Annotated in this window: 14 protein-coding genes and 1 pseudogene; 1 reads left to right on the forward strand and 14 read right to left on the reverse strand. The window is 64.2% G+C overall.

Annotated features, from left to right (window positions below; genetic code table 11):
* Window positions 1-36 precede the first annotated feature (36 nt).
* The 7 genes and pseudogenes from AC0L23_RS00725 to AC0L23_RS00755 all read right to left on the reverse strand — a co-directional run bounded on the left by AC0L23_RS00725 (window position 37) and on the right by AC0L23_RS00755 (window position 11,662).
* A pseudogene (locus AC0L23_RS00725) lies at window positions 37-788 on the reverse strand (ABC transporter ATP-binding protein).
* Between the two features lie 10 nt (window positions 789-798).
* On the reverse strand, window positions 799-1,515 hold the full coding sequence (locus AC0L23_RS00730; protein ID WP_085385242.1) for an ABC transporter permease: 717 nt from the start codon (window positions 1,513-1,515) through the stop codon (window positions 799-801).
* A 197-nt stretch (window positions 1,516-1,712) separates the two neighbouring features.
* The gene (locus AC0L23_RS00735; RefSeq protein WP_018457801.1) at window positions 1,713-2,447 is read right to left on the reverse strand and encodes a tRNA-uridine aminocarboxypropyltransferase; all 735 of its coding nucleotides are present in this window, start codon (window positions 2,445-2,447) and stop codon (window positions 1,713-1,715) included.
* Window positions 2,448-2,488: 41 nt separating this feature from the next.
* On the reverse strand, window positions 2,489-5,593 hold the full coding sequence (locus tag AC0L23_RS00740) for an efflux RND transporter permease subunit (RefSeq protein ID WP_018457800.1): 3,105 nt from the start codon (window positions 5,591-5,593) through the stop codon (window positions 2,489-2,491).
* Window positions 5,593-8,742: an efflux RND transporter permease subunit gene (locus tag AC0L23_RS00745; RefSeq protein WP_018457799.1), complete on the reverse strand. Its 3,150-nt coding sequence runs from the start codon at window positions 8,740-8,742 to the stop codon at window positions 5,593-5,595. Before AC0L23_RS00745 ends, AC0L23_RS00740 begins: the two co-directional genes overlap by 1 nt.
* Before the next feature lie 36 nt (window positions 8,743-8,778).
* Window positions 8,779-10,188 (reverse strand): efflux RND transporter periplasmic adaptor subunit, encoded by a 1,410-nt coding sequence (locus AC0L23_RS00750; protein WP_247338011.1) that lies wholly within the window; start codon window positions 10,186-10,188, stop codon window positions 8,779-8,781.
* Complete coding sequence (locus AC0L23_RS00755) at window positions 10,178-11,662, reverse strand: efflux transporter outer membrane subunit (protein ID WP_026233443.1); 1,485 nt, start codon at window positions 11,660-11,662, stop codon at window positions 10,178-10,180. The genes AC0L23_RS00750 and AC0L23_RS00755 overlap by 11 nt, the downstream gene beginning before the upstream one ends.
* A gap of 724 nt (window positions 11,663-12,386) precedes the next feature.
* On the opposite strand from AC0L23_RS00755, the gene AC0L23_RS00760 reads away from it, so the two are divergent.
* Window positions 12,387-13,421 (forward strand): cysteine synthase A, encoded by a 1,035-nt coding sequence (locus AC0L23_RS00760; protein ID WP_085385244.1) that lies wholly within the window; start codon window positions 12,387-12,389, stop codon window positions 13,419-13,421.
* A 21-nt stretch (window positions 13,422-13,442) separates the two neighbouring features.
* Here the strand turns inward: AC0L23_RS00760 and AC0L23_RS00765 are convergent, their stop codons facing one another.
* From AC0L23_RS00765 to AC0L23_RS00795, 7 genes are all read right to left on the reverse strand, one after another.
* Entirely contained in the window at window positions 13,443-13,976 is a 534-nt protein-coding gene (locus tag AC0L23_RS00765; RefSeq protein ID WP_018457795.1) for a DUF805 domain-containing protein, read from the reverse strand.
* Between the two features lie 115 nt (window positions 13,977-14,091).
* On the reverse strand, window positions 14,092-16,350 hold the full coding sequence (locus AC0L23_RS00770; protein WP_473296375.1) for an O-linked N-acetylglucosamine transferase, SPINDLY family protein: 2,259 nt from the start codon (window positions 16,348-16,350) through the stop codon (window positions 14,092-14,094).
* A 113-nt stretch (window positions 16,351-16,463) separates the two neighbouring features.
* Entirely contained in the window at window positions 16,464-18,704 is a 2,241-nt protein-coding gene (locus AC0L23_RS00775) for an O-linked N-acetylglucosamine transferase, SPINDLY family protein (protein WP_162496619.1), read from the reverse strand.
* A 125-nt stretch (window positions 18,705-18,829) separates the two neighbouring features.
* A complete protein-coding gene (locus AC0L23_RS00780; RefSeq protein ID WP_473356751.1) occupies window positions 18,830-21,070 on the reverse strand; it encodes an O-linked N-acetylglucosamine transferase family protein in 2,241 nt (746 codons plus the stop codon).
* A 100-nt stretch (window positions 21,071-21,170) separates the two neighbouring features.
* Window positions 21,171-21,908 carry an amino acid ABC transporter ATP-binding protein gene (locus tag AC0L23_RS00785; protein WP_018457791.1) on the reverse strand — a complete coding sequence of 246 codons (738 nt, stop codon included), beginning with the start codon at window positions 21,906-21,908 and terminating at the stop codon, window positions 21,171-21,173.
* Between the two features lie 11 nt (window positions 21,909-21,919).
* Complete coding sequence (locus tag AC0L23_RS00790; RefSeq protein ID WP_018457790.1) at window positions 21,920-23,440, reverse strand: amino acid ABC transporter permease; 1,521 nt, start codon at window positions 23,438-23,440, stop codon at window positions 21,920-21,922.
* On the reverse strand, window positions 23,437-24,642 hold the full coding sequence (locus AC0L23_RS00795; RefSeq protein ID WP_085385247.1) for an amino acid ABC transporter permease: 1,206 nt from the start codon (window positions 24,640-24,642) through the stop codon (window positions 23,437-23,439). Before AC0L23_RS00795 ends, AC0L23_RS00790 begins: the two co-directional genes overlap by 4 nt.
* Between the last annotated feature and the right edge of the window lie 17 nt (window positions 24,643-24,659).

Below are 24,659 nucleotides of genomic sequence, written 5' to 3' on the forward strand. Positions count from 1 at the left end.
GGGGATCACAGGTTTAGGCAACCCCGACCGGACCAGCTACGCCTTCGCGCCGCCGAGATATTGGCCGAGAATTTCATCGGTCGCGCCGGCGGCCACAATCCACCCCTCCTCCAGCAGGATCGCGCGGTTGCAGGTGCTCTTGATCAACTCGATGTCGTGCGAGGCGAGCACCAGAATGCCGGCGCGTACAACGATCTCGTCGAGCCGCTGCCGCGCCTTCTTGCGGAACTGCTGGTCGCCGACGCCGATCCATTCGTCGAGCAGCACGATCTCGCCCTCGACGGCGGTTGCGACTGCAAAGATCAGGCGCAGCATCATGCCGCTGGAATAGGTGCGCAGCGGCAGGTCGAGCCGGTCGCCCAGTTCGGTGAATGCGGCGATCTCCCCCGCTTGGCGTCGATCTCGGAGCGCCGTGCGCCGATCACGAGGCCACGCCGCATGATGTTCTCGTAGCCGGTCGCTTCCTCGTCGAATCCGGCCGAGAGATCGAACAGCGGCAGACAGCGGCCCAGCACGTCCACGCTGCCCGACGTCGGATGGTAGATGCCGGCGAGCACCCGCAGCAGCGTGGTCTTGCCGGCGCCATTGGCGCCGATGATGGCGACGCGATCGCCGGCACGGATGTCGAGGTTGACGTCATTCAACGCGGAGACGATGTGCGGGGTCGCCGTGGTCCGCCGCAGTGTCATCGCGTTGACGAACCGGCTGCGCAGCGAGCGGTCGCGGAACGACAGCACCGGAAACCTTACCGAGACGTTGCGAAGCGCGATATGAGCTGCGGGGGTCATATCTCGTGCCTCACAGCCAATACGCCACACGATGGCGGTATTTCGCGTAGCAGCCGAGGCCGATGACGGCCACGACGGTCGCATAGATGACCCCGAGGAGCCATTGCTCCGCATCGGTCGACTGCGACAGTAGCGGCCTGCGCACCAGATCGAGCAGCGTCGCGAACGGATTGGCGCGGATCAGCCAATAAAACGCGGTGCCGCGCGCGCTGTCTTCGGTCCAGATGATCGGCGTCAGGAAGAAGACGAATTGCAGGCCGCTGACGATCGCCGAGCCGATGTCACGAAACCGCGCGCAGAGCATACCGAGCGCGACCGAGCCACCCAGCAGCACAGTGAGCAGGATCGCGAAGCCCGGTACCGCGAGCAGCATGCTCCCATGCAGCGGCCACGGCATCAGGAGATAGAGCAGGACGACGATCACCAGATGATGCGCGAAGATGAGGACGTTGCGCGCCATCATCTGGAGCACGTGCACGATCAGCGGCGCCGGCACCGCCTTGATCAAATGGCCTGATGCCACGAAGATGTGGGAACCTTCCTGGAGCGTCGTCGCGATCAGCGTCCAGACGATCAGGCCGACGGCAAAGTGCGGCAGAAAGCTCGTGATGTCCTGTCTGAACAGTGCCGCATAGACCGTGCCGACGCTGGCAATGGTCGCCGCGAGCGTCAGTGTGATCCAGAGCGGGCCGATCACGGTACGCCGATAGCGCAGCGAAACGTCCATCAGGGCAAGCGTGCCCCAACGATCGAACCGCGCCGCCTGGGCAAGGATCTCCTTGGCTGCAAGCTGAATGCGACGGCCCCTTCGTTTCCGGCGTTCCGATCGTGCGAGAGCATAGCAGATAGCGGCCTATTGGCCGACGGTCTCTATCCGCCCGCCTCTCGCGGGACAATCGGCCGTACGGATGATCCGGACCGGAGTCAGGCTCGCTTGACCCGCCGGACACCGCGCCGGCGGTCCTTCACCGGCGGCTTTGGCGCCAATTCGGGCATCTCGGTCTGGACCTCGCGGTAGCGGGTTAACATCCGTTCAAAGCTGGCATTCAGCGTCTCGGCGATGTCCGGGCGCTTCTCCAGAGCGGAGAGGATCGTCGCCGCAGCCTCGATGGTCGACAGTCCGTCCTTCCGAGGCTCCTTGCGCAGGCGCCCGTACCGCGATGGGGTGGTCGGGTTCAGGATGACGCGCTGGCATTTCAGCATCCACGGGTTGCGCCACCACAGGGCCTTGGCTTGGCTCCAGGTGCCGTCGAGCAGCACCACACCTTCGAGCTTGCCGAGGCGCGCGCGCTGGTTGTCCGCGACCTCGCTCTTGCGGTTGAGAGCCAGGATTTCGCCCTCGGCCTCGAGATCGGTGGCGTGCGCCGAGCCGAGATAGAGCACCGCCCAGTGCGAGGCGTTCTCGATGGGTTGCCCCAGCGCTTTCGACAGGCTCGGCCAGGACAGGCCGACCCGCAGCGTGGCACCGGCGAAATGCTTCGCAAGCAGCCGCGCAGTGCCGAGCGCCCTGTCCTGCTCCTGCGGATGCTGAAGGATCAGGAGCGAGAGCCGGTTCTTGATGGGCGTGACGCTGTCGCAGATGCACAACGGCATCGGCTTCTGGCAGTGCGGGCATTCGGGGATCGGATCGGCCGGCGCGGCGGCGGTGGGGTTCGACATAGTCGCCGCTATACGCTCTGCACGGCGGTTCAACAACCCGCCTATTCCGCCGGCGCGGCCAGCGGGCGCGGTTCGGAGCGGCGGCGCAGGCGGTCGACCAGCAGGTAGATCACGGGCGTGGTGTAGAGCGTCAGGATCTGCGAGACGAACAGCCCGCCGATGATGGTGATGCCGAGCGGACGGCGGAGTTCCGTGCCGGGCCCGGTCGCGACCACCAGCGGAATGCCGGCGAACAGCGCCGCCATCGTCGTCATCAGGATCGGCCGGAAGCGCGCCTGGCAGGCCTCGAAGATCGCCTCCGCCGACGACAGGCCGCGCTGGCGCTCGGCATCGAGCGCGAAATCCACCATCATGATGCCATTCTTCTTGACGATGCCGATCAACAGGATGATGCCAACGAAGGCGATCACGGTCAGTGGCGTGTTGGTGAGCTGCAAGGCCAGCAGCGCGCCAAGTCCCGCCGAGGGTAGCGTCGAGATGATCGTGAGCGGATGGGCGAGGCTCTCGTAGAGCACGCCGAGCACGATATACATCGCCACCAGCGCGCCGAGGATCAGGAGCGGCTGGCGGCCGCTGGTCTTGGCGAAATCGCCAGCATTGCCATCAAAACTGCCGCGAATGCCTTCCGGCATGTGCAGCTCCTCGACCGCGCGCTGGATGTTCTGCGTTGCGGCCTGGATCTGCACATCCGGCAACAGGTTGAACGACACCGTGGTCGATGGGAACGACTGCGAATGATAGACCGCGAGCGCGGCGAGCCCGCGCGTCGCATGCACCACGGCCGACAGCGGCACCTGCGCGTCGCCCGCGCCGGCGACATAGATGCGATCGAGGTTGGAGGGGTCGACCTGGAATTTCGGGTCGATCTCCAGCACGGTCATGTACTGGTTGCGCTGGGTGTAGATGATCCCGATCTGCCGCTGCGAGAACGCGTTGTTGAGCGCGTTGTCGATATCCTGGACGCGGACGCCGAGTGCGGAGGCCTTCTGGCGGTCGATCGACAAGGTCAATTGAAGCCCGCCGGGATCGCGGTCGCTGGAGATGTCGGTGATGCCTTCGACGCTCTCCATGCGCTTGGCCACGATCGGCGCCCACTTTTGCAACAGGCCGAGGTCGGTGCTGGTCAGCGTGTATTGGTAGTCGGAATCGCTCTGCCGTCCGCCGGCGCGCACGTCCTGGGCGGCGAACATGAACAGGCGGATGCCGGGCACCGGGTATAACGCCCGCCTGAGACGGTCGATCACCACCTGGGTCGAGACGTGGTCGCGCTCCTCCGGCGGCTTCAGGCTGATGAACATGGTGCCGCGATTGGAGGTCGCGCCGCCCGGTCCGCCGCCGCTGCCGACGGTGGAGCCGATGCCGGCCACTGCCGGATCCTGCATCACGATGTCGGCGAGCCGCTGCTGCAGGCTCAGCATCGACTGGAACGAGATGTCGGCCGAGGCGCGCGTCGCCCCGATGACGAAGCCGGAATCGTCGGTCGGGAAATAGCCCTTAGGGATCTTGATGTAGAGCGTAATTGTTAGGCCGATGGTGGCGAAGAACACCAGCAGCGTCAGCAGCGGATATTCCAGCACGGTGCGCAAGGTGCGGGTGTAGAACGCGACGATGCGCGACAGCGAGCCCTCGATGATCCGGTCGAACAGGGTCGCCGTGCCAGACGTGGTCTGGCGGATGTAATGGGCGCAGATCATCGGCGTCACCGTCAGCGACACCAGGGTCGAGACCAGGATGGCGAAGGTCAATGTCAGGGAGAACTCGCGCAGCAGCCGGCCGACGACGCCATCCATGAAGATCAGCGGCGTGAAGGCCGCGATCAGCGACAGGCTGATCGACACGACGGTGAAGCCGATCTGCCGGGCGCCGTCCAATGCCGCCTGGAGCGGGCGCATGCCGTGCTCGAGATTGCGGTACATGTTCTCGATCATGACGATGGCGTCGTCGACCACGAAGCCAACGGAGATCGCCAGCGCCATGAGCGAAAGATTGTCGATCGAGAAGCCCGCGACCCACATGCCGGCGCAGGTTCCGGCCAGCGCCAGCGGCACCGAGATTCCGGCTGCGATCGTCGGCGTGAGCCGTCGCAGGAATACGAACACGACGACCATCACGAGAATGGCAGTCGCGAGCAAGGTCCACTGCATGTCGAGCACGCTGGCGCGGATCGTACTGGTGCGGTCGACCAAGGTGGAGATATCGACCCCGGCCGGGATCCACTGCTTCAGCGCGGGGATCAGCGCCTTCACCCGGTCGACGGTATCGATGACGTTGGCATCGCCCTGCTTGGTGATCTGGATCAGCACAGCCGGCTGCTTGTTGAACCAGGCGATGGAACGGGCGTTACGGACGGAGTCCTCGATGTCGGCAACATCGGAGAGCCGGACGAAATTGCCCTTCGCGCTCTTGATGACGATGTCGCGGAACTCTTTCGCCGTCCGCATCTGCTTGTTGAGCGACAGCGTCTCGCTCTGGCGCTCGCCGTTGAAGATGCCGACCGGACCGAGCGGGTTGGCGTTGATAATCGCAGTTCGCACGTCGTCGGTGGCGATGCCGGCATTGGACAGCGCGACAGGATTGAGCTGAATCCTGACCGCCGGCTGGTCGGCACCCGAGATCGTCACATTGCCCACCCCCGGCACCTGCGAGATGCGCTGCGCCAGCACGGTGTCGGCGACGTCGTAGACCGCGCTGGCGGACAGCGTCTTCGAGGTCAGCGCCAGCACGAAGACCGGCGCGCCTGCGGTGTTCGCCTTGCGGAAGCGCGGCAGCGTCGGCAAATCGCTCGGCAGGTCGACCAGCGACGCATTGATTGCCGCCTGCACGTCGCGGGCGGCTTTGTCGACGTTGCGGCCGATGTCGAACTGGAGCTGGATGCTGGTCGTGCCGAGTGACGAAGTCGAGGTGATCTGGCTGATGCCCGCGATCTCGCCGAGCCGCCGCTCCAGCGGCGAGGCAACCGTCGCGGCCATGACGGACGGGTCGGCGCCAGGACGGCTGGCCGAGACGAAGATGGCGGGAAAATCGATGTTCGGAACCGAGGCAACGGGGAGGAACTCGTAAGCCACGATACCCAGCAGGAACAACCCGATCGACAGCAGCGTGGTCGCGACCGGGCGGCGGATGAAGGGCTCCGAGATCGATGCCATCACTGCATCCCCTCGGTCGCGCCCGCGACGGGCGGACCGCCGGATTCGGCCGGCGGCAGCGCCTGCTCGAGGCGGCGGTTGATGCGGTCGAGGGCGAGATAGATCACCGGCGTGGTGTAGAGCGTGAGCAATTGGCTGAGCAGCAGGCCGCCGATAATGGAGATGCCGAGTGGGAAGCGCAGCTCGGCGCCGGTGCCGCTCTCGATCGCCAGCGGCAGCGCACCGAACAGGGCGGCCAGCGTCGTCATCATGATCGGACGGAAGCGCAGCAGACAAGCCTGTACGATCGCCTCGTTCGGCGACATCCCCTGCCCGCGCTCGGCCTCGAGCGCGAAGTCGATCATCATGATCGCGTTCTTCTTGACGATGCCCATCAACAGGATGATGCCGATCAGCCCGATCACCGAGAGATCCTGCCCGCACAGCATCAGCGCCAGGATCGCGCCGACGCCGGCGGACGGCAGCGTCGAGAGGATCGTGATCGGATGGATGTAGCTCTCGTAGAGCACGCCGAGCACGATATAGATCGTGATCACCGCGGCCAGCAGCAGCCAGGGCTGGCCGGCGAGTGCCTTGGCGAATTCGGCGGCGTCGCCGGCATAGACGCCGACGATGCTGTTGGGCATCTCGATCCGGGTCTCGATGGTCTTCACGGCCTCGACGGCATCGCCAAGCGCCGCGCCCGGCGCGAGGTTGAAGCTGAGCGAGATCGACGGGAATTGCGCCTGGTGCGAAATCGCGAGCGGCGCGGTGGTGCGCGTCAGCGTCGCCACGGCGGAGAGCGGCACCTGCGCGTTGGGCGCACCGGCGGTCGCGCTCGCCGCGCCCGGCAGATAAAGCTTCGACAGGATCGAGGGATCGCGCTGGTACATCGGCAGCGCTTCCAGCACCACGCGGTACTGGTTGGCCTGGCCGTAGATGGTCGAGATCTGGCGCTGCGCGAAGGCGTCGTTGAGCGTGTCGGTGATGCCCTGAAGGCTGACGCCGAGCTGGCCGGCGCGGGTGCGGTCGACCGTGAGCTGCGCCCGCAGACCGCCTTCCTGCGCTTCCGAGGAGACGTCGCGGAACAGCGGATCGCGCCGCATTTCGGCAACCAGCTTGCGCGCCCATTCCGACACCAAAGCGGCGTCGGTGCCGGTCAGCGTGTACTGGTATTGCGAACGGCTCGACTGGGTCGAGATCTGCACGTCCTGCACCGGCTGGAAATAGACGGTCATGCCGGGGATGGCGGCCACCCGCCCCTTCAGGCGGGTGATGACGACGCTGACATCGTCGCGCCGCTCGCCGCGAGGTTTCAGCGTCATGACAAGACGGCCGACATTGGTGGTCGGATTGACCGAGCCTGCACCGATCACCGAGACCACGCCGGTCACATCGGGATCGGCCTTGATGGCGTCGGCCGCCTCGGCCTGCCGCTTCTGCATCTCCGCAAACGAGACGTCGGGACCGGCTTCGGTCACCGCCGTGATCGAGGCGGTGTCCTGCAGCGGCAGGAAGCCCTTTGGCGCGACGACATAGAGCGCCAGGGTCGCGATCAGCGTGGCGAAAGTCACGACCAGTGTCGCGCGCTGGCGCTCCAGCACCCAGAGCAGCGTGCGGTGATAGAACCCGACGGTGCGGTCGATGAAGCGGCTGACCGCGGCAAGACCCGGCACTGCCAGCTCTTCATGGGCATGCTTCAGCAGGCGCGAGCACATCATCGGCGTCAGCGTCAGCGACACCACGGCGGAGGTCACGACCGCGATCGTCAGGGTCAGCGCGAATTCGCGGAACATGCGGCCCACAAGGCCCGACATGAACAACAGCGGGATGAACACCGCAATCAGCGATACCGTCAGCGAAATCACGGTGAAGCCGATCTCGCTGGCGCCCTTCAGCGAAGCCTCCATCGCGCTGTCGCCGTTTTCCATGTGGCGGACGATGTTCTCGATCATCACGATGGCGTCGTCCACGACGAAGCCGGTGCCGATGGTGAGCGCCATCAGCGACAGATTGTCGAGGCTGAAGCCGGCAAAATACATGATGCCGAAGCTCGTGATCAGCGACAGCGGCAGCGCCACGCCGGCGATCAGCGTGGCGCGTAGCGAACGCAGGAACAGCAGCACCACCAGCGTCACCAGCACGACGCTGAGGATCAGCGTGAACTGCACGTCGCGCACCGAGGCACGGATGGTGACGGTGCGGTCGGAGACGATGGTGAGGTTCACGCCGGCCGGAATAGCGCGCTGGACCTTTGGGATTTCCGCCCGGATCTGGCTGACGACGTCGATCACATTGGCGCCGGGCTGACGCTGGATGTCGATGATGACGGCGGGCGAGCCCTGGTACCAGCCGCCGGTGCGGTCGTTCTCGAGCCCATCGACGATCTGGGCGACGTCGGCGATCGTGACCGGCGAGCCGTTGCGGTAGGCGATGATGACAGGCTTGTAGGCGTCGGCGGCGGCGATCTGGTCGTTGGCGGCGATGATGTAGGATTGCTGCGCGCCGTCGAGCGAGCCTTTCGGCCCGGAGACGTTGGCACTGGCGATCGCGGTGCGCAGGTCTTCCATGGCTATGCCATAGGCGGCGAGCCGCGCGAGATCCGCCTGGATGCGGACGGCTGGCTTCAGTCCGCCGAGCACAGAGACGCGCCCGACGCCGGAAATCTGGCTCAGCCGCTGCGCCAGAAGCGTATCGGCGATGTCGCTCATCGCCCGCAACGAGATTGTGTCGGAGCGCAGCGCCAACGTCATCACCGGCGCATCGGCCGGGTTCACCTTGGCGTAGGTCGGCGGATAAGGCAGCGTCTTGGGCAGCACGCCGGCCGCCGCGTTGATCGCAGCCTGGACGTCCTGGGTGGCACCGTCGATGTCGCGGTTGAGATCGAACTGCAGCGAGATCTGGCTGACGCCGAACGAGCTCGTCGAGTTCATCGCCGACAGCGACGGGATCTGGCCGAGCTGCCGCTCCAAGGGCGCGGTGATCAGCGAGGCGATCACGTCGGGGCTCGCGCCGGGCAATTGCGTCGTCACCTGCACGGTCGGGAAATCGACCTGCGGCAGCGCGGACACCGGCAGCGCGAAATAGCCGAGCAGCCCGCCAATCAGAAGCGCGATGCCGAGCAATGAGGTCGCGATCGGACGGCGGATGAAGGGTTCGGAGACGCCCATGGGATGCGCCTGCCGCTCAGGCGGCTGTTGTCGGGATCATGGCTGCTTAGCTCCACTTCCCGATGCACCCGGACTTGACGGAGGCCCTGGTGCCGGTCCGGTCTGGCCCTTCTGGTCGCCTTCGCTGCTCTTGCGCTTGGCGCGGAACTCGCCGTCCTTGTCTTGTCCGTCCTTCTGGCCGTCTTTTGCGCCGTCCTTCTTTTGACCATCCGGCCCGCGCGAGCGCTTGCGGGGCGCGAGATCGGCCGACGGGGTCTGATCGTCGCGCCCGATGACCACCTTGGAGCCGTCGGACAGATTGGCAAAGCCCGTCGTGACGACCTTGTCGGTCGCCGACAGGCCACTGGCGATGACGGCGTCATGCTCGTTCTGCTGCGTCACCGTCACCGGCTTGGCCGAGACGATGTTATCCTCGCCGATGACATAGCTGAAGGTGCCGATCGGTCCGCGCTGCACGGCCGAGGTCGGCACCACCAGTGCCTGGGTCAGGGTCTCGACCTTGAGGCGGACATTGACGAACTGGCCCGGCCAGAGCTGGTAATTGGCGTTGGGGAATTCGGCCTTGAGCCTGAGCGTGCCGGTGGTCTGGTCGACCTGGTTGTCGATGCCGGTGAGCTTTCCGGTGTCGATCACTGTGAGGCCATCATTGCCGAACACGTCGACCGCGAGCGCGCCCTTCGACGCGGCGGCATTGACCCGCATGATCTGCTGCTGGGGCAAGCTGAACCACACCGCGATCGGCTGCAATTGCGTGATCACCACGAGGCCGGTGGTGTCGGAGGCGTGGATGATGTTGCCTTGATCGACCTGGCGCAGGCCGGCGCGGCCCGAGATCGGCGCCACGATCTTGGTGTAGCTCAGCGTCGCCGCCGCATTGTCGATCGCGGCCTGATCGGCCTTGACCAGCGCCTCGGTCTGCGCGACCAGCGCGCGCTGGGTGTCGGCCTGCTGCTTGGATCCGGCGTTGGACGCGGCGAGCTGCTCGTAGCGCGTGAGGTCGATACGCTGGTTGGCGAGCTGGGCCTGGTCCTGCGCCTTCTTGGCGACCGCCTGATCGTACGTCGCCTGATAGAGCGCCGGGTCGATCTCGCCGACCACGTCGCCTTTCTTGACGTCCTGTCCCTCGGTGAAATTGACCGCGATCAGCTTGCCGTCGACCTGCGAGCGGACGGTCACGGTGTTGAGCGCGCGGATCGCACCGACGCCGTCGAGATAGACGGGAACGTCCTGGATGCGGGGCGTCGCCGCCAGCACCGGCACCGGCAGATCCGGCCGTTGATTGCGGCCGTTCGCCTGCTGCGGCTGCTGGTGCCAGGTGGTCCAGCCGTAGTAGCCGAGCCCGCCGAGGATCGCCAGCGTGATCAGGGTCATGACGAAGCCGCGCCCGCGCGACTTCTTCGCCGTTCCCTCCTTCACGCCTTGCTTGGTATCCGGCTTAAAGAGCATTGACCGGTTTCTCCATCCTCGGCTCCCAGCCGCCGCCGAGCGCCTGATACAGGCTGACGATAGCAAGAAGGCGGGCAAGTTGCGCCTGCGACAGCGCGTCTTCCGCCTGGAACAGGGTCAGTTGCGTATTGAGCACGGTGACGATGTCGGCCGTGCCCGCGCGCAACTGCTGCTCGGAGAGATCGAATGCGCGGCGGGAGGCGTTGAGGACGTCACGCTGCAATTGCAGCCTGATCGTGGTCTGCTTGATCGAGAACAGCGCGTTGTCGACATCGGCAAAGGACTGGATGATGGTCTTGCGGTAAGTCTGGAGCAATTCGTCCTGCCGCGCCTTGGCAAATTCGAAATTGCCGAGGATCTTGCCACCGTCGAAGATCGGCTGCGTCGCGCTGCCGACGAGCTGGAAGAACGCCGCATGCGGCTGGAACAGCGAGACCAGGGCCGAGCTTTGATAGCCGCCATTGCCGGTGAGCTGGATGGTCGGAAAGAACTGCGCGCGGGCATTGCCGACGTTCGCTGTCGCGGAGGCGAGCTGGGCCTCCTGCCTGCGGATGTCGGGCCGTTGCGTCAGGAGCTCCGACGGCAGTCCCGGCGTCACGCGCGGAATCGCGATCCGGTTCAGCGAGCCGCCGAGCACGCGCACGCTCTCCGGCGGCCGCGACACCAGGACTGCAAGCGCATTGACGTTCTGGTCGAGCGTCTGGCGCAGCGGCGGCACCAGTGCCTTCTGGTTTGCGAGCACGCTCTCCTGCTGGGCGACGTCGAGGTCGGTGCCGGTGCCGGCCTTGCGCCGTTCCCTGACGGCATCGAGGATGCGTTGCGCGCTCGCGATGTTGCGCTGTGAGGTCCTGATGCGATCCTGCGAGGCCAGCACCTGGAAATAGGCGTTAGCGACGCCTGCAAGCGTGGTCAGCGCAACGACGTCGCGATCGAAGCGGTTGGCATTTGCCGTCTCTTCCGCCGTTTGCAGGGCGTCGCGATTTTGGCCCCAGAAATCGAGCTGGTAGCTCGCGCTCAGCGAAGCCTGGTAGTTGACGACCTCACGGCCGCCATTGGTTAGCCCCGAGGCGGAGGAACCGGAGGTGCGCGAATAGGCCTCCTGCCCGGTGCCGGACAGGCTCGGCAGCAGCGCCGCACCCGCCTGCCGCGCCTGAGCGTCGGCCTCGACGATGCGCGAAACGGCGGCGGCGATGTCGAGGTTGACGGTGTGCGCCTCTTCCATCAGCTGTGTCAGCTCCGCGGAGCGGAAGCTGCGCCACCAATCCAGCGACGGCGGCGCATCGGCCTTCCCGGCATATTTGTATTGCGTGGGAACGTCGAGCGCGGGATCAGGAAGATCCTGCGTCAGCACGCAGGCGCCCGAACCGGCGGCGAGGCAAGCGACCGCAAGCCAGCGCGCCGCACGTCGCGTCCGGGACGTCGCGCCTGGTGACCGCCGCACGGCGATCGCCGGAACACGTTGTGTCACATCCACCCCCCGCCGGGCAGATCGAACCGCCGCCGCGCGGCCGGATTAGCCGATTCGCAGCGCGGTCGTCGGGGGGCTTTGGACAACTCGTTCACAAGTGATGCTTTCGGCGAAATTGTGCGCCTCATACTAGCCGGACGCGGAACCGCGGGACAGTCCCGCAGTTGCGATGTGCCCCCCAAAGCGCGACGATCTTAGAGCTGAGAAAATACAAAAGGGTGCTGTCCTGCAGGTGTTTCTTGAATTTCAGGGCCGTTCCTGAGTGCGTTCGAGCTTACCAAGATTTCATGTGATACTGCCGCCACACCGACGCCAACCCCCTCCAATCCGCCTGCACCGCTCGCGATGCGGCTTCAGTCCGGCCGCGAAACCGGGCCTGGCCACTTTCGCGAGGTTGTCCATTATCGGAAAACGAATAAGCGTTCGTCGTGCCGATATCTTGACCGCCTCCCGCGTACTATCCGCACTCTTCGACGGCGACGGCTGACATCCAATGGAGGGTGCGCTGGCGACGACCCTTATCTTCCATGTTTTGGCAGAAGCCGGCCACATCCTCCTACCGATATCCCGCGGCGTAGCACAGCAGCAGCGGCGATCTCTCCTTCCAAATTTTCACTGCTTACGGGGATTTTCGCGGGTTTCGCCGCAGCGCAAAAGCCTTCCCCTTTGGCATTTCAAGCACTAGGTTCTGGCCAACCTAATCAACCCCTTGCCAGTGATTTCCCCTGACATGACCATCAAAAACGACGTTGTCGAAGCCATCGGCAACACCCCGCTGATCAAGCTCAAGCGCGCTTCCGAACTGACCGGCTGCACCATCCTGGGCAAGGCCGAATTCATGAATCCCGGCCAGTCGGTGAAGGATCGCGCCGGCAAATGGATGATCCTCGAGGCCGAGAAGCGCGGCCAGCTCAAGCCCGGCGGTCTCGTCGTGGAATCGACCGCCGGCAATACCGGCATCGGTCTTGCGGTCGTGGCCAGCGCCCGCAGCTACCGCACGCTGATCGTGATCCCGGAGACGCAGAGCCAGGAGAAGAAGGATTTTCTGAAGCTGTGCGGCGCCGAGCTGCTGGAATCGCCGGCCCTGCCCTATTCCAATCCGAACAATTACCAGCATGTCGGCCGCCGTCTTGCCGACGAGCTGCGCAAGACGGAGCCGAACGGCGTGCTGTTCGCCGACCAGTGGAACAACCTCGACAATGCGAAGGCGCATTACGAGTCCACAGGTCCCGAGATCTGGGAGCAGACCGGCGGCAAGATCGACGGCTTCGTCTGCTCCGTCGGCAGCGGCGGCACGCTGGCCGGCACCAGCCGCTTCCTGAAAGAGAAGAGCAAGGACGTCAGGATCGCCTGCGCCGACCCGCACGGCGCCGGCATGTATGAATATTTCAGAACGGGCGATGCCAAGGCGACGCCGGGCGGCTCGATCACCGAGGGCATCGGCCTCAACCGGGCGACCGCAATCGTCGAGAGCGCAAAGGTCGATGACGCCTATCTCATTCCCGATGCGGAAGCAGTCACGGTGATCTACGAACTGCTCCAGCACGAAGGCCTGTGCCTCGGCGGCTCGACCGGCATCAACGTTGCCGGCGCGATGCGTCTCGCAAAACAGCTCGGGCCCGGCAAGACGATCGTCACCGTGCTTTGCGATTCCGGCAGCCGTTACCAGTCGAAGCTGTTCAATGCGGACTTCATGCGCGCCAAGAGCCTTCCTGTGCCTGAATGGCTGGAGAAGCGCAGCAACATCAAGCTGCCGTTCGTCTAGAACGTTCCGGAAGCCGGCCGTCTAGCTCCAGTTCGAGCGAGACGATCCCTGCGACACCCGCGCGAGGCGCTCGTTCGATAGCGAAGGCTTGTTCGCGCGTGTGCGCGGCGGGAGGGGAGCGCCGTAGGAGCCCTCGCTGTCGCCGCTCGGCCAGAACATGAGCGCGAGCATCAGCGCGAGGTTGACGAGCGCGCCGACCGCCGTTGCCTGGTGCTCCTCCCCGATCGCCCAGGCCGGAAACCGGCCCGCGACGACATGGTCGACGATCATGAGCGCGAACCAGGCAGGCACCACGCAGACCGGATCCCAGCCGATGTCGCGGATGCGCATCGATTGCAGCGTGAGGGTCGCAACTCCGAAGAACACGATCGCGGCGATCATCGCCCAGCTCTTGGTGAGGTCTTCGGGTCGGATCGCGCCGGGCGAGGTGTTGTTCAGCACGGCCATTGCGATTGCAAAGCAGATCGCCGTCATCACGATCGCAAGCGCGACCGTCGCGAGGAAGAAATGCAATCGCCCGAGCCGGGCGTTCAAGCCGAAGACGAAACCGAGCATTGGCGCACCCTTTTGGCGCCACATGCCCAGAGATAGCTTTCGGAGCCATGAACCGGCACGGTCGCGCAGCGCCGCATGGTTTCCGGAGGACTAAGGTGGCCGGCGCAATTCGAGGCTACGCCCCAACCGGCAGGGTCAGGCCCTCGCTGCCTTCGACAGCCGCGGCACAATAGTCGCGCCAGAACTGGCGATAGCCCGCTTCGACCTCGCGCGTGTAGATTTCGACATTGCCGGCGGGAGACGCTGCGATCCGGGCCGGCAAGTCGCTGCGCAACCTCGCCAGATACGCCGGCTGCGCCGCATATTTGCAGGCGATCGCGGCATAGCCCTCGTCGTCCTCGGCGACCCAGTCGTCGAGACCGACCGCAGCCACGATCGAACCACCGGCACGCGACGAGGCGCCGTTGCCAAGCTTGGCCACGACCGGAACGCCCGCATAGAGCGATTCCCAGGTGCTGACGCCGCCGTTTTGCGGGAATGTATCGAGCGATATATCGACGTTCGCAAACGCCCTCAGGTGCTCGGGGCGCGGCGACGAGCCCAGGCAGGTGACATTCTCCTCGGCAACGCCCTGTGCCACGAACCGCGCGACCAAATTGTCGCGCAGTATGGGATCGTCAAGCAGAGTATGCTTGATGATGATCTTCGAACCCGTCACCTCGCGCATCACTTTCGACCACACCTCGATGGCCTCGTCTGAGATCTTGTAGATGCGGTTGAACACGCCGAAGGTGACATGGCCGTTGCGGAGCATGGGCGGCTCCGATGCAGGTAGATCCAAAATGGGATCGATCGTGATCAGGCACGGCAGGTCGTAGACCTTTTCAGCCAGCAGATGGCGTGCCGATTGCGGAATGAAGACGGGATCCGCGAGCACGTAGTCCATGGTCTGAAGGCCCGTGCCCGTGGCGTGACCAAACCCGGAGACTTGGATCGGGGCCGGCTTGCGGGCGAAGACATGGAGCCTGTTGCCGGTCGTGTGCCCGGATACGTCGATCAGGATATCGACCTTGTCGGCCTGGATGCGATCGGCCAACTCGTCATCCGACATCTGCCAGGCGTCGACCCAGACATCCGCCGAGGACCTAAATGCGGCGGTCATCTCATCTCTTACCGGCGAGCACGAATAGCAGACGATCTCAAACCTGGCGTGATCATGATGGCGCAGCACCGGCAACAGAGCGAACGCCGCCGAGTGATGCCAAAACTCGGCAGCAACATAGCCGACCGCGATCCGCCTGTCGGGATCAAGCTGCCGGGGGGCAAGAGTCCTTCGCGGCAACTTCGAGCCGATCGCGTCCCACCACTGCTTTCGTGCGGCCTGCTGAACCGCGAAATCGGCCTCGGAGAGATAGTCGAGGAAGAAGATCTTCCGGCCGATCAAGGATGCATCCGGCACAATGGCCAGCGCCGCATCGAGAAGCTCGATCGCCGATGCGATCTCTCCCTGATTTGCAAAACAAGCGCTCAGCAGCGCCATCGCGATCGCTGAGCGTGGATATTCCTCCAGCAACATGGTGCAGGCTAAAATCGCTTGCGCCGTGTTTCCCATGGCGAGCGCGACTTGTGCCTTCCCCTGCAAGGCCACCTCGAGCTTGGGCGCAAGCGCAAGGGCCGCGTCGAAATCCGCCGCCGCCTGTTCCAACCTCGACGTCTCAAGATTGAGCCGTCCACGGTTCGCCAGGATTTTCGCCGAGCCTGGCCTGATCGCGAGCGCCGCCTCCAGCGCGCCTTTGGCCTCGTCGAAGTTTTTGAGCTCGATATTGACCAAACCTTTGCCGACGAGCGCCTCGACGTTTCGCGGCTGAAACAACAGTGCGCGCTCGAAGCTCTGTTTGGCGCGATCAAGCTGGCGCAGCGCGACCTCTGCCAGGCCGCGATTGCAAAGCGCATCGGCATGATCGGGCTTCAGCCCGATCGCGCGATCGTACAGTTCGATAGCCTGCTCGACGCGGTTTAGATGCAACAAGGTATTGCCGAGATTGGCCAAGGCCATCGGGAAGCTGGGCTTCAACGCGATGGCTCTCTCCAGGGACGTACGCGCGTCCTCATATTCCCCAAGTGCGAAATGCGTGGCTCCCAAATCGGAAAAAGCCTGTGCCGAGCGTGGGTCGACCGTCACGACATATTTGAGGGCCTGTTTCGCTGCCTCGAAGTGTCGGCTCGCGAACGCGCCCAAGCCAAGCAGGTGCAAGGCGCCGAAATGCTCCGGAAGTTCATTCAGGATCTGGCGGCAGAGCGCCTCGGTCTCCGCATACCGGCCCTGGCCATAGGCCGCATTCGCGGTCGAAATGATCGCGTCCGCCTGCTTCTTCAATTTCTTCTGCAATCGCGCGTTCTGGAACGCGCGCGCGCCGGCGCCGCTGCTCTGCAAGGATTCTCTCCGGAGGATGCCCGAGACGATTCTAGCTGATTCGCGGCCAGAGCCGCCGGTTTAGGCGGCCCGGCAATCCCCCGGAAGATGCCGGTGCCCAACCCGGGCCTCGCCTACGCAACGTCAGCGTTATCCGCGGCGGCGGCACAATAGTCGCGCCAGAACTTTCGGTAACCCGCCTCGAGCTCCCGCGTGTAGGTCTCGACATTGCCGGCGGGCGAAGCCGCGATCCGGGCCGGCAATTCCGTGCGCAATTTCGCCAGATAATCGGGCTGTGACGCAAACCTGCGAGCAATCTCGACATAGCCATTGTCATCTTCGGCCACCCAGTCGCCGAGGCCGACGGCAGTCACGATAGAGGCGCCGGCACGCGAGGAGGCCCCGATGCCGAGCTTGGCCACGACGGGAACGCCCTTGTAGAGAGATTCCCAGGTGCTGATGCCGCCATTTTGCGGGAACGTGTCGAGGGACATATCGACCTGGGCGAAAGCCGCCAGATGGTCGTCGCGCGAGGTGGTGCCGAGGCAGGTGATGTTCTCCTCGACAACGCCCTGCGCGAGGAAACGCGCGACCAGACTATCGCGCAGCAGGGGATCATCGAGCAGACCATGCTTGAGGACCATCTTCGATCCCGGCAACTCCCGCATGATGCGCGACCACACACGGATCGCATCATCCGATATTTTGTAGATGCGGTTGAACACGCCAAAGGTGACGTAGCCGTTGCGGAGCATCGGCAGCTCCGAAGGCGCCAGATCCGAGACAGGCTCCATGGTGATCAGACACGGCAGATCGTAGATTTTCTCGGCAAACAGATGCCGAACCGACGGCGGAATGAAAATGGGATCCGCGAGCACGTAGTCCATAATCGGCATGCCTGTGCCCGTCGCGTGTCCGAAGCCAGTGGCCTGGATCGGGGCCGGCTTACGCGCAAAACACTGCAGCCTGTTACCGGTCGTGTGGCCCGAAACGTCGATCAGGATGTCGACATTGTCGGCCTGGATACGATCGGCGAGTTCGTCGTCCGAAAGCCCCCAGGCATCGACCCAGACGTCGGCCAATGATTTGAACATGGCGGTGTACTCGTCCGCGCCCGGCCATGAGTAGTAGCAGATGATTTCAAATTTAGTGTGATCATGATGGCGCAGCACTGGCAGCAGCGTGAGCCCCGCGGAGTGCTGCCGGAATTCGGCAGCGACATAGCCGACCACGATCCGCTTTTCCGGGTCCAGCGGCCGCTTCGGCAACTCCCTTCGCGGCTGCTTGGAGCCGATCTGGTCCCACCAGGATTTTCGCACCGCCTGCTGGACCACGAAATCGGCCTCGGCGCGGTAGTCCTCCAGGAAGATCTTTCCTCTGATCGCATCCCCATAGTCCGGCCGGACTGCCAGCGCGCGATCGAGATACTCGATCGCTGCGTCCATGTCCCCCTGGTTCGAATAAGAGAAGCCCATCAGCGCCAGCCCCACCTCGGAGCGCGGATTTTGCTCGATCAGGGCCGTTGCGGCTGCCATCGCCTGCGCGGTCTTTCCCATGACGAGGCAGGCCTGGGCCTTGCCGCGTAGCGCCAGCTCGAGCTTGGGCGAGATCGCAAGCGCCGCCTCGAAATCCGCAAGCGCGGGCTCCAGGCGCTGCAACTCGTAACTGAGCCGCCCGCGTTGGGCCACGATCCTCGGCGAGCCGGGCTTGATCGCCAGCGCCATGGCAAATTTGGCGGCCGCCTCGTCGTGGTGCCGCAGCTCCATGCTGACCATGCCGCTGCCGACGATAGCCTCGGCGTGACGGGGCTGAAACAGCAGGGCGCGGTCGAAGCTTTCCTTGGCGCGCATGATCTGTCCAAGCACAATCTCGACCATACCGCGATTGCAGAACGCGTCGGCATAATCCGGCTTGATCTTGATGGCGCGCTCATGCAGCTCGAGCGCCTGTTCGTACTGCCCCAGATGCATCAGCGTGTTGCCGAGGTTGGTCAGCGCGACCGCAAAATTCGGCTTTAGCGCGATGGCCCTCTCCTGGCACCGCCGCGCCTCCTCGTAATTGCCGAGATCGAAATGCACGGTCGCGAGGTTGTTATGGGCATCGTGCAGGCGCGGATCGAGCACAATCACGCGCTTGAGCAGCTGTTGCGCCTCCTCCAGGCGCCGGCCGTCATGCGCGCACATGCCGAGCAGGTGCAGAGCGTCGACATGATCGGGCAGCGCTTTAAGGATCTCCCGGCAGAGTGCTTCAGTCTCAGCATATCGGCCCTGGCCATAGGCGGTAGCCGCGGCGGAGAGGACGGCGTCCGCCTGCTTCATCAATTTCTTCTGCAATCGCGCGTTCTGGAATGCGCGCGCGCCGCCGCTGCTCTGCAAGGTGTCTCTCCGGAAGATGGCCCGGGGCAGAGTCTAACTGATTCGCAAGCCCGACCTGCCGGTCAGCTGGCACGGTGACACCCCCGGGATTTCCCGGGGCTCAGCGGCCCGGCGCTGCCGGTCCCCTACGCAACCTCGCTGCCTTCGACAGCCGCGGGACAATAGTCGCGCCAGAACTGGCGATAGCCCGCTTCGACCTCGCGCGTGTAGATTTCGACATTGCCGGCGGGGGACGCTGCGATCCGGGCCGGCAAGTCGCTGCGCAACCTCGCCAGATACGCCGGCTGCGCCGCATATTTGCAGGCGATCGCGGCATAGCCCTCGTCGTCCTCGGCGACCCAGTCGTCGAGACCGACCGCAGCCACGATCGAACCACCGGCACGCGACGAGGCGCCGTTGCCAAGCTTGGCCACGACCGGAACGCCCGCATAGAGCGATTCCCAGGTGCTGACGCCGCCGTTTTGCGGGAATGTATCGAGCGATATATCGACGTTCGCAAACGCCCTCAGGTGCTCGGGGCGCGGCGACGAGCCCAGGCAGGTGACATTCTCCTCGGCAACGCCCTGTGCCACGAACCGCGCGACCAAATTGTCGCGCAGTATGGGATCGTCAAGCAGAGTATGCTTGATGATGATCTTCGAACCCGTCACCTCGCGCATCACTTTCGACCACACCTCGATGGCCTCGTCTGAGATCTTGTAGATGCGGTTGAACACGCCGAAGGTGACATGGCCGTTGCGGAGCATGGGCGGCTCCGATGCAGGTAGATCCAAAATGGGATCGATCGTGATCAGGCACGGCAGGTCGTAGACCTTTTCAGCCAGCAGATGGCGTGCCGATTGCGGAATGAAGACGGGATCCGCGAGCACGTAGTCCATGGTCTGAAGGCCCGTGCCCGTGGCGTGACCAAACCCGGAGACTTGGATCGGGGCCGGCTTGCGGGCGAAGACATGGAGCCTGTTGCCGGTCGTGTGCCCGGATACGTCGATCAGGATATCGACCTTGTCGGCCTGGATGCGATCGGCCAACTCGTCATCCGACATCTGCCAGGCGTCGACCCAGACATCCGCCGAGGACCTAAATGCGGCGGTCATCTCATCTCTTACCGGCGAGCACGAATAGCAGACGATCTCGAACCTGGCGTGATCATGATGGCGCAGCACCGGCAACAGAGCGAACGCTGCCGAGTGGTTCCTGAATTCGGAAGCGACATATCCGATCAAAATCCGCTTGTCCGGATCAAGCGTGCGGGGCGCCAACGCCCTTTGCGCCAATTTGGCGCCGATCGCGTCCCACCATTGTTTTCGCGCAGCCTGCTGAACCGAAAAATCGGCCTCCGGGAGATAGTCCAGGAAGAATATCTTGCGCCCGATCAAGTCCGCATAATCAGGCGCCATTGCCAGCCCGGCGTCGAGATGTTCGAGCGCCGTCGCGATGTCTCTCTGGCTCGCATAGCAGGAAGCAAGGAGCGCAATTCCGATGTCGGACCGCGGATTTTCCTCCAGCAAGGTCTCGACGGCCGCAATCGCCTCGGCCGTGTTGCCCTTGACAAGGTTGACTTGCGCCTTTCCCTGCAAGGCCACTTCGAGCCTCGGCGAAAGCGCCAGCGCCGCATCAAAGTCCGCGAGCGCCTGCTCCAGCCGCAACAGATCGAGATTGAGCCGTCCGCGCTGCGCCAGAATCTTCGGCGAATCCGGCTTGATCGCGAGCCCTGCCGCGATCGCCGCGGCCGCCTCTTCGTAGTGCCGGAGCTCGATGCATACCATGCCCCTGCCTGCGATCGCTTCCGCGTGACGCGGTTGAAACGCGAGGGCGCGATCGAAACTGTAGTTGGCGCGCTGGGACTGGCCTTCGATCAGCTCCGCCATGCCCCGATTGCAAAATGCATCGGCATAGTCCGGCTTCAGCCTGATAGCGCGATCGTGCAGCTCGATAGCCTGCTCGGCGAGGCCCATGTGCAGCAGCGTATTGCCGAGATTGGTCAAGGCGATCGGAGAATTCGGCTTCAGCGCAACGGCCTTCTCCTGGCATGCGCGAGCCTCCTGAAACTTCTGGAGGGTGAAATACACCGCCCCGAGATTACCATGGGCATCGGGCGAACGCGGATCGAGCACGGTCGCGCGCTCGAGCAGTTGTTGCGCCTCATCGAGCCGCCCGCCATCATACGCGCGCAGACCGAGCAAGTGCGCGGCGTCGAAATGATCCGGAACCTCCGTCAAAATCCGGCGGCAGAGTGTCTCGACCTCCGCGTATCTGCCCTGGCCGAGTGCCTGAACCGCGGCGGACATGAGTGCGTCCGCCTGCTTCTTCAATTTCTTTTGCAATCGCGCGTTCTGGAATGCGCGCGCGCCGGCGCTGCTCTGCAAAGTCTCTCTCCGGAGGATGGCCCGAAAAGAGCTTGGCCGATTCGCATGGTGCCAAGCTGGCGGGCCGGTTAGACCCGCGACGCCACCGGATTGCAGGTGCTCAGCGCAGGATCTGGCTCAGGAACAGTTTTGTTCGGGCGTGCTGTGGGGCCGCGAAGAACTCGTTGGGCGTGTTGGCTTCGATGATCTGGCCCGCGTCCATGAACACCACGCGGTTGGCGACCTCGCGGGCAAAGCCCATCTCGTGGGTGACCACCAGCATGGTCATGCCCTCCTCGGCAAGGTCGACCATGGTGTCCAGCACCTCCTTGACCATTTCGGGGTCGAGCGCCGAGGTCGGCTCGTCGAACAGCATCACCTTCGGGTTCATCGTCAGCGCGCGGGCGATCGCGACGCGCTGCTGCTGACCGCCGGACATCTGTCCCGGAAACTTGTTGGCCTGGTGCGGGATCTTGACCCGCTCCAGAAACTTCATCGCCGCAGCCTCGGCGTCCTTCTTGGGGATGTTGCGCACCCAGATCGGCGCCAGCGTGCAATTGTCCAGCACGGACAGGTGCGGAAACAGGTTGAAGCTCTGGAACACCATGCCGACTTCGCGCCGCACCGCATCGACGTGCTTGAGGTTCGGCCCGAGCTCGATGCCGTCAACGACGATCTCGCCTTCCTGAAACTCCTCGAGCGCGTTGATACAGCGGATCAGCGTCGACTTGCCCGAGCCGGAGGGGCCGCAGATCACGATGCGCTCGCCCTTCTCGACCGTAAGGTCGATGTCGCGCAGCACGTGAAACTCGCCGTACCATTTGTTCAGGCCGGAAATCTTGACGATGGGGTCGGACATGGTGACCTCGATCAGTTGCGGCGGTGAGCGTTGAGGCGGTGCTCAACGAAGAGCGAGTAGCGTGACATTCCAAAGCAGAAGATGAAGTAGATGATCCCGGCGAAGGCGAACCCTGTGAAAGCGGTCGATGGCGACGACCATTTCGGATCCGAGAACGACGCCCGCAGCGAGCCGAGGAGATCGAACAGCGCCACGATCGAGACCAGCGAAGTGTCCTTGAACAGCGAGATGAAGCTGTTGACGAGGTTCGGAATGACGTGGCGTAGCGCCTGCGGCAGCACGATCAGCGAGGTCGTCTTCCACCAGGACAGCCCCAATGCCGCGGCCGCCTCGCCCTGCCCGCGCGGGATCGCAGCCAGCCCGCCGCGGACGTTCTCGGCCTGATAGGCGCCCGTGAACAGAGAGATTCCAATCAGCGCACGCACGAGACCATCGACCGTGAAATTGCCCGGCAGAAACAGCGGCAGCATGTAGGTGGCAAAGAACAGCACGGTGATCAGCGGCACGCCGCGCCAGAACTCGATGAAGGCGATCGAGAAGATCCGGATCAACGGAATGGTCGAGCGGCGGCCAAGCGCCAGCGCAATGCCGATCGGCAGCGAGGTGACGATGCCGGTGACGGAGACCACCAGCGTCACCAGAAGTCCGCCCCACAGGTTCGTCTGCACGATCGGCAGTCCGCCGTGATCAAGCCCCATCAGCTTGATCACGATTGCGATGGCGGCGAAGGTGACGATGCTGGATGTGAGGGCCCGCCCCCCGGTGCGGAGGCCGCCGCCGAGAACGAAGGCGATCAGTGAGACGATCGCGGCAGTGATGGCGAAATCGGCCCAGACCGACTGGCCTGTCCCCTGCAACTGGTCACGCAGCCAGGTCAGCGGAAAGATCAGCCAGTAGATCGCGGTACCCACGAGCACGATGACATTGCCGACGACCCACAACAGCGGTGCGGCAGAGGAGGTCTTGCCGAGACCGAGCAGAGCCTGCCCAGCGCCGATGATGCTGTCGTCGAACAATTGCAGCAGGTCAGCGGTCCAGCTCAGGCCAAATCCCTTGATGCCGCCGCCATGCAGCAGAAAGAATGCGACCACCGGAAACGCAAGGAAGAACAGGCCAGCGTTCAATCCTTTCGACGGCAGTCGCGGAATGAGCAACGGCACCAACAGGACTACTGACAACACGAGCGTGAGGTTGACCCGCCAGCGTTCGGCTTCGGGGTAGAAGCCGTAGATCAGTTGCGGCAGCTTGGCCTGGATGTAGGGCCAGCAGGCGCCGACCGTAAAGCCGGCGTTCTCGGCGAGGCAGGCCGTGCGATCCTTGCCGGTCCAGACTGCATCGACCATCAGGAATTTGACGGAAGGAATGATGGTGAACCAGAGCAGCAAGGCGCCGACGATCGTGAGCAGGATGTTGGTCGGCGAGTTGAACAGGCGCGTCCGCACCAGGCCGACGAAGCCCGTGGTCTTCACCGGCGCGGGACGCTCATCCAGAAGATCCCGGCGAACGAAACTGGACGAGGTGATATCGCTCATGCGCCGAGACTCCGGCTGACGCGCCAACCGTAGACGCTCATGACGGCGCTGGTGATCAGCGAGATCAGGAGATACACGCCCATCGTCATGGCGATGATCTCGATGGCCTGCCCGGTCTGGCTCAGCGACGTGCCGGCGAACACGGAGACGAGGTCGGGATAGCCGATCGCGACGGCCAGCGACGAATTCTTGGTGAGATTGAGGTACTGGTTGGTCAGCGGCGGAACGATGACACGCATCGCCTGCGGCACGACGACCAGGCGGAGCGTCGTGCCGCGGCTCAGGCCCAGCGACGATCCCGCCTCCATCTGTCCGCTGTGGACGGAGAGGATGCCCGCGCGCACGATCTCGGCAATGAAGGCGGCCGTATAGGTCGACAAGGCCAACGTGAGCGCCACGAACTCCGGGATGATCCGCGAGCCACCGGCGAAATTGAAACCCTTGAGCTGCGGCAGCTCGAAGCTGAAGGGCAGACCCGCTACCAGCATGGTGACGAGCGGCAGTCCGAACAGCAGGCCCAGCACATAGGGCCAGATCCGGATCACCTGACCCCGCTGGAACAGCGCCCGGCGCGCACGGATGCGCAACGCCACCGAAGCCACAATGCCGAGCGCCAGCACCACAAGAAAGGCCTCGAAGCCGCTCTCGCCGATCGGGCGGGGAATGACGAGACCGCGATTGCTGACGAAAGCTATGCCGAGCAGCGAAATGCTCTGTCGTGGATTGGGCAAGGCCGCGAGCACCGCCAGGTACCAGAACAGGATCTGGAATAGCAGCGGCAAATTGCGGATGATCTCGACATAGATTTCGCCAATGCGCGCGAGCAGCCAGTTGGGCGACAGCCGGCACAGCGCGACGATGAAGCCGATCAAGGTGGCGAACACAATGCCCACCACCGAGACCACGAGCGTGTTGAGGAGCCCGACCAGGAATACGCGCAGGAACGTGTCCGAGCCGGTATACGAGATCAGCGTCTGATTGACGTCGAAACCGGCGTTGTTCGCGAGGAAGCCGAAGCCGGCGGCAATATGCTGGTTCTCGAGGTTGGCGCGGGCGTTGGAGACGATTTCATAGGCAATCCAGCCCAGGATCGCAGCGAAGGCAAACTGGACGGCGATGCCGTTCCAGCCTGTCTTGCCCCCCAGCACGCGCCTGATCTTCAGCGCGATCTGGGGCGGGGGTTTGCGAGCCTCGATGCTCATCGCCGCGAGCGCGGGTC

This window comes from Bradyrhizobium sp. MI1.4 (genome assembly GCF_055811315.1).

What these genes read in the sequence shown, in the direction of transcription:
- AC0L23_RS00740 (WP_018457800.1), bottom strand. Translation starts at nt 5,593, where the DNA reads ATGGCATCGATCTCGGAGCCCTTCATCCGCCGCCCGGTCGCGACCACG.
- AC0L23_RS00795 (WP_085385247.1), bottom strand. Translation starts at nt 24,642, where the DNA reads ATGAGCATCGAGGCTCGCAAACCCCCGCCCCAGATCGCGCTGAAGATC.
- AC0L23_RS00730 (WP_085385242.1), bottom strand. Translation starts at nt 1,515, where the DNA reads ATGGACGTTTCGCTGCGCTATCGGCGTACCGTGATCGGCCCGCTCTGG.
- AC0L23_RS00750 (WP_247338011.1), bottom strand. Translation starts at nt 10,188, where the DNA reads ATGCTCTTTAAGCCGGATACCAAGCAAGGCGTGAAGGAGGGAACGGCG.
- AC0L23_RS00760 (WP_085385244.1), top strand. Translation starts at nt 12,387, where the DNA reads ATGACCATCAAAAACGACGTTGTCGAAGCCATCGGCAACACCCCGCTG.
- AC0L23_RS00765 (WP_018457795.1), bottom strand. Translation starts at nt 13,976, where the DNA reads ATGCTCGGTTTCGTCTTCGGCTTGAACGCCCGGCTCGGGCGATTGCAT.
- AC0L23_RS00735 (WP_018457801.1), bottom strand. Translation starts at nt 2,447, where the DNA reads ATGTCGAACCCCACCGCCGCCGCGCCGGCCGATCCGATCCCCGAATGC.
- AC0L23_RS00790 (WP_018457790.1), bottom strand. Translation starts at nt 23,440, where the DNA reads ATGAGCGATATCACCTCGTCCAGTTTCGTTCGCCGGGATCTTCTGGAT.
- AC0L23_RS00745 (WP_018457799.1), bottom strand. Translation starts at nt 8,742, where the DNA reads ATGGGCGTCTCCGAACCCTTCATCCGCCGTCCGATCGCGACCTCATTG.
- AC0L23_RS00785 (WP_018457791.1), bottom strand. Translation starts at nt 21,908, where the DNA reads ATGTCCGACCCCATCGTCAAGATTTCCGGCCTGAACAAATGGTACGGC.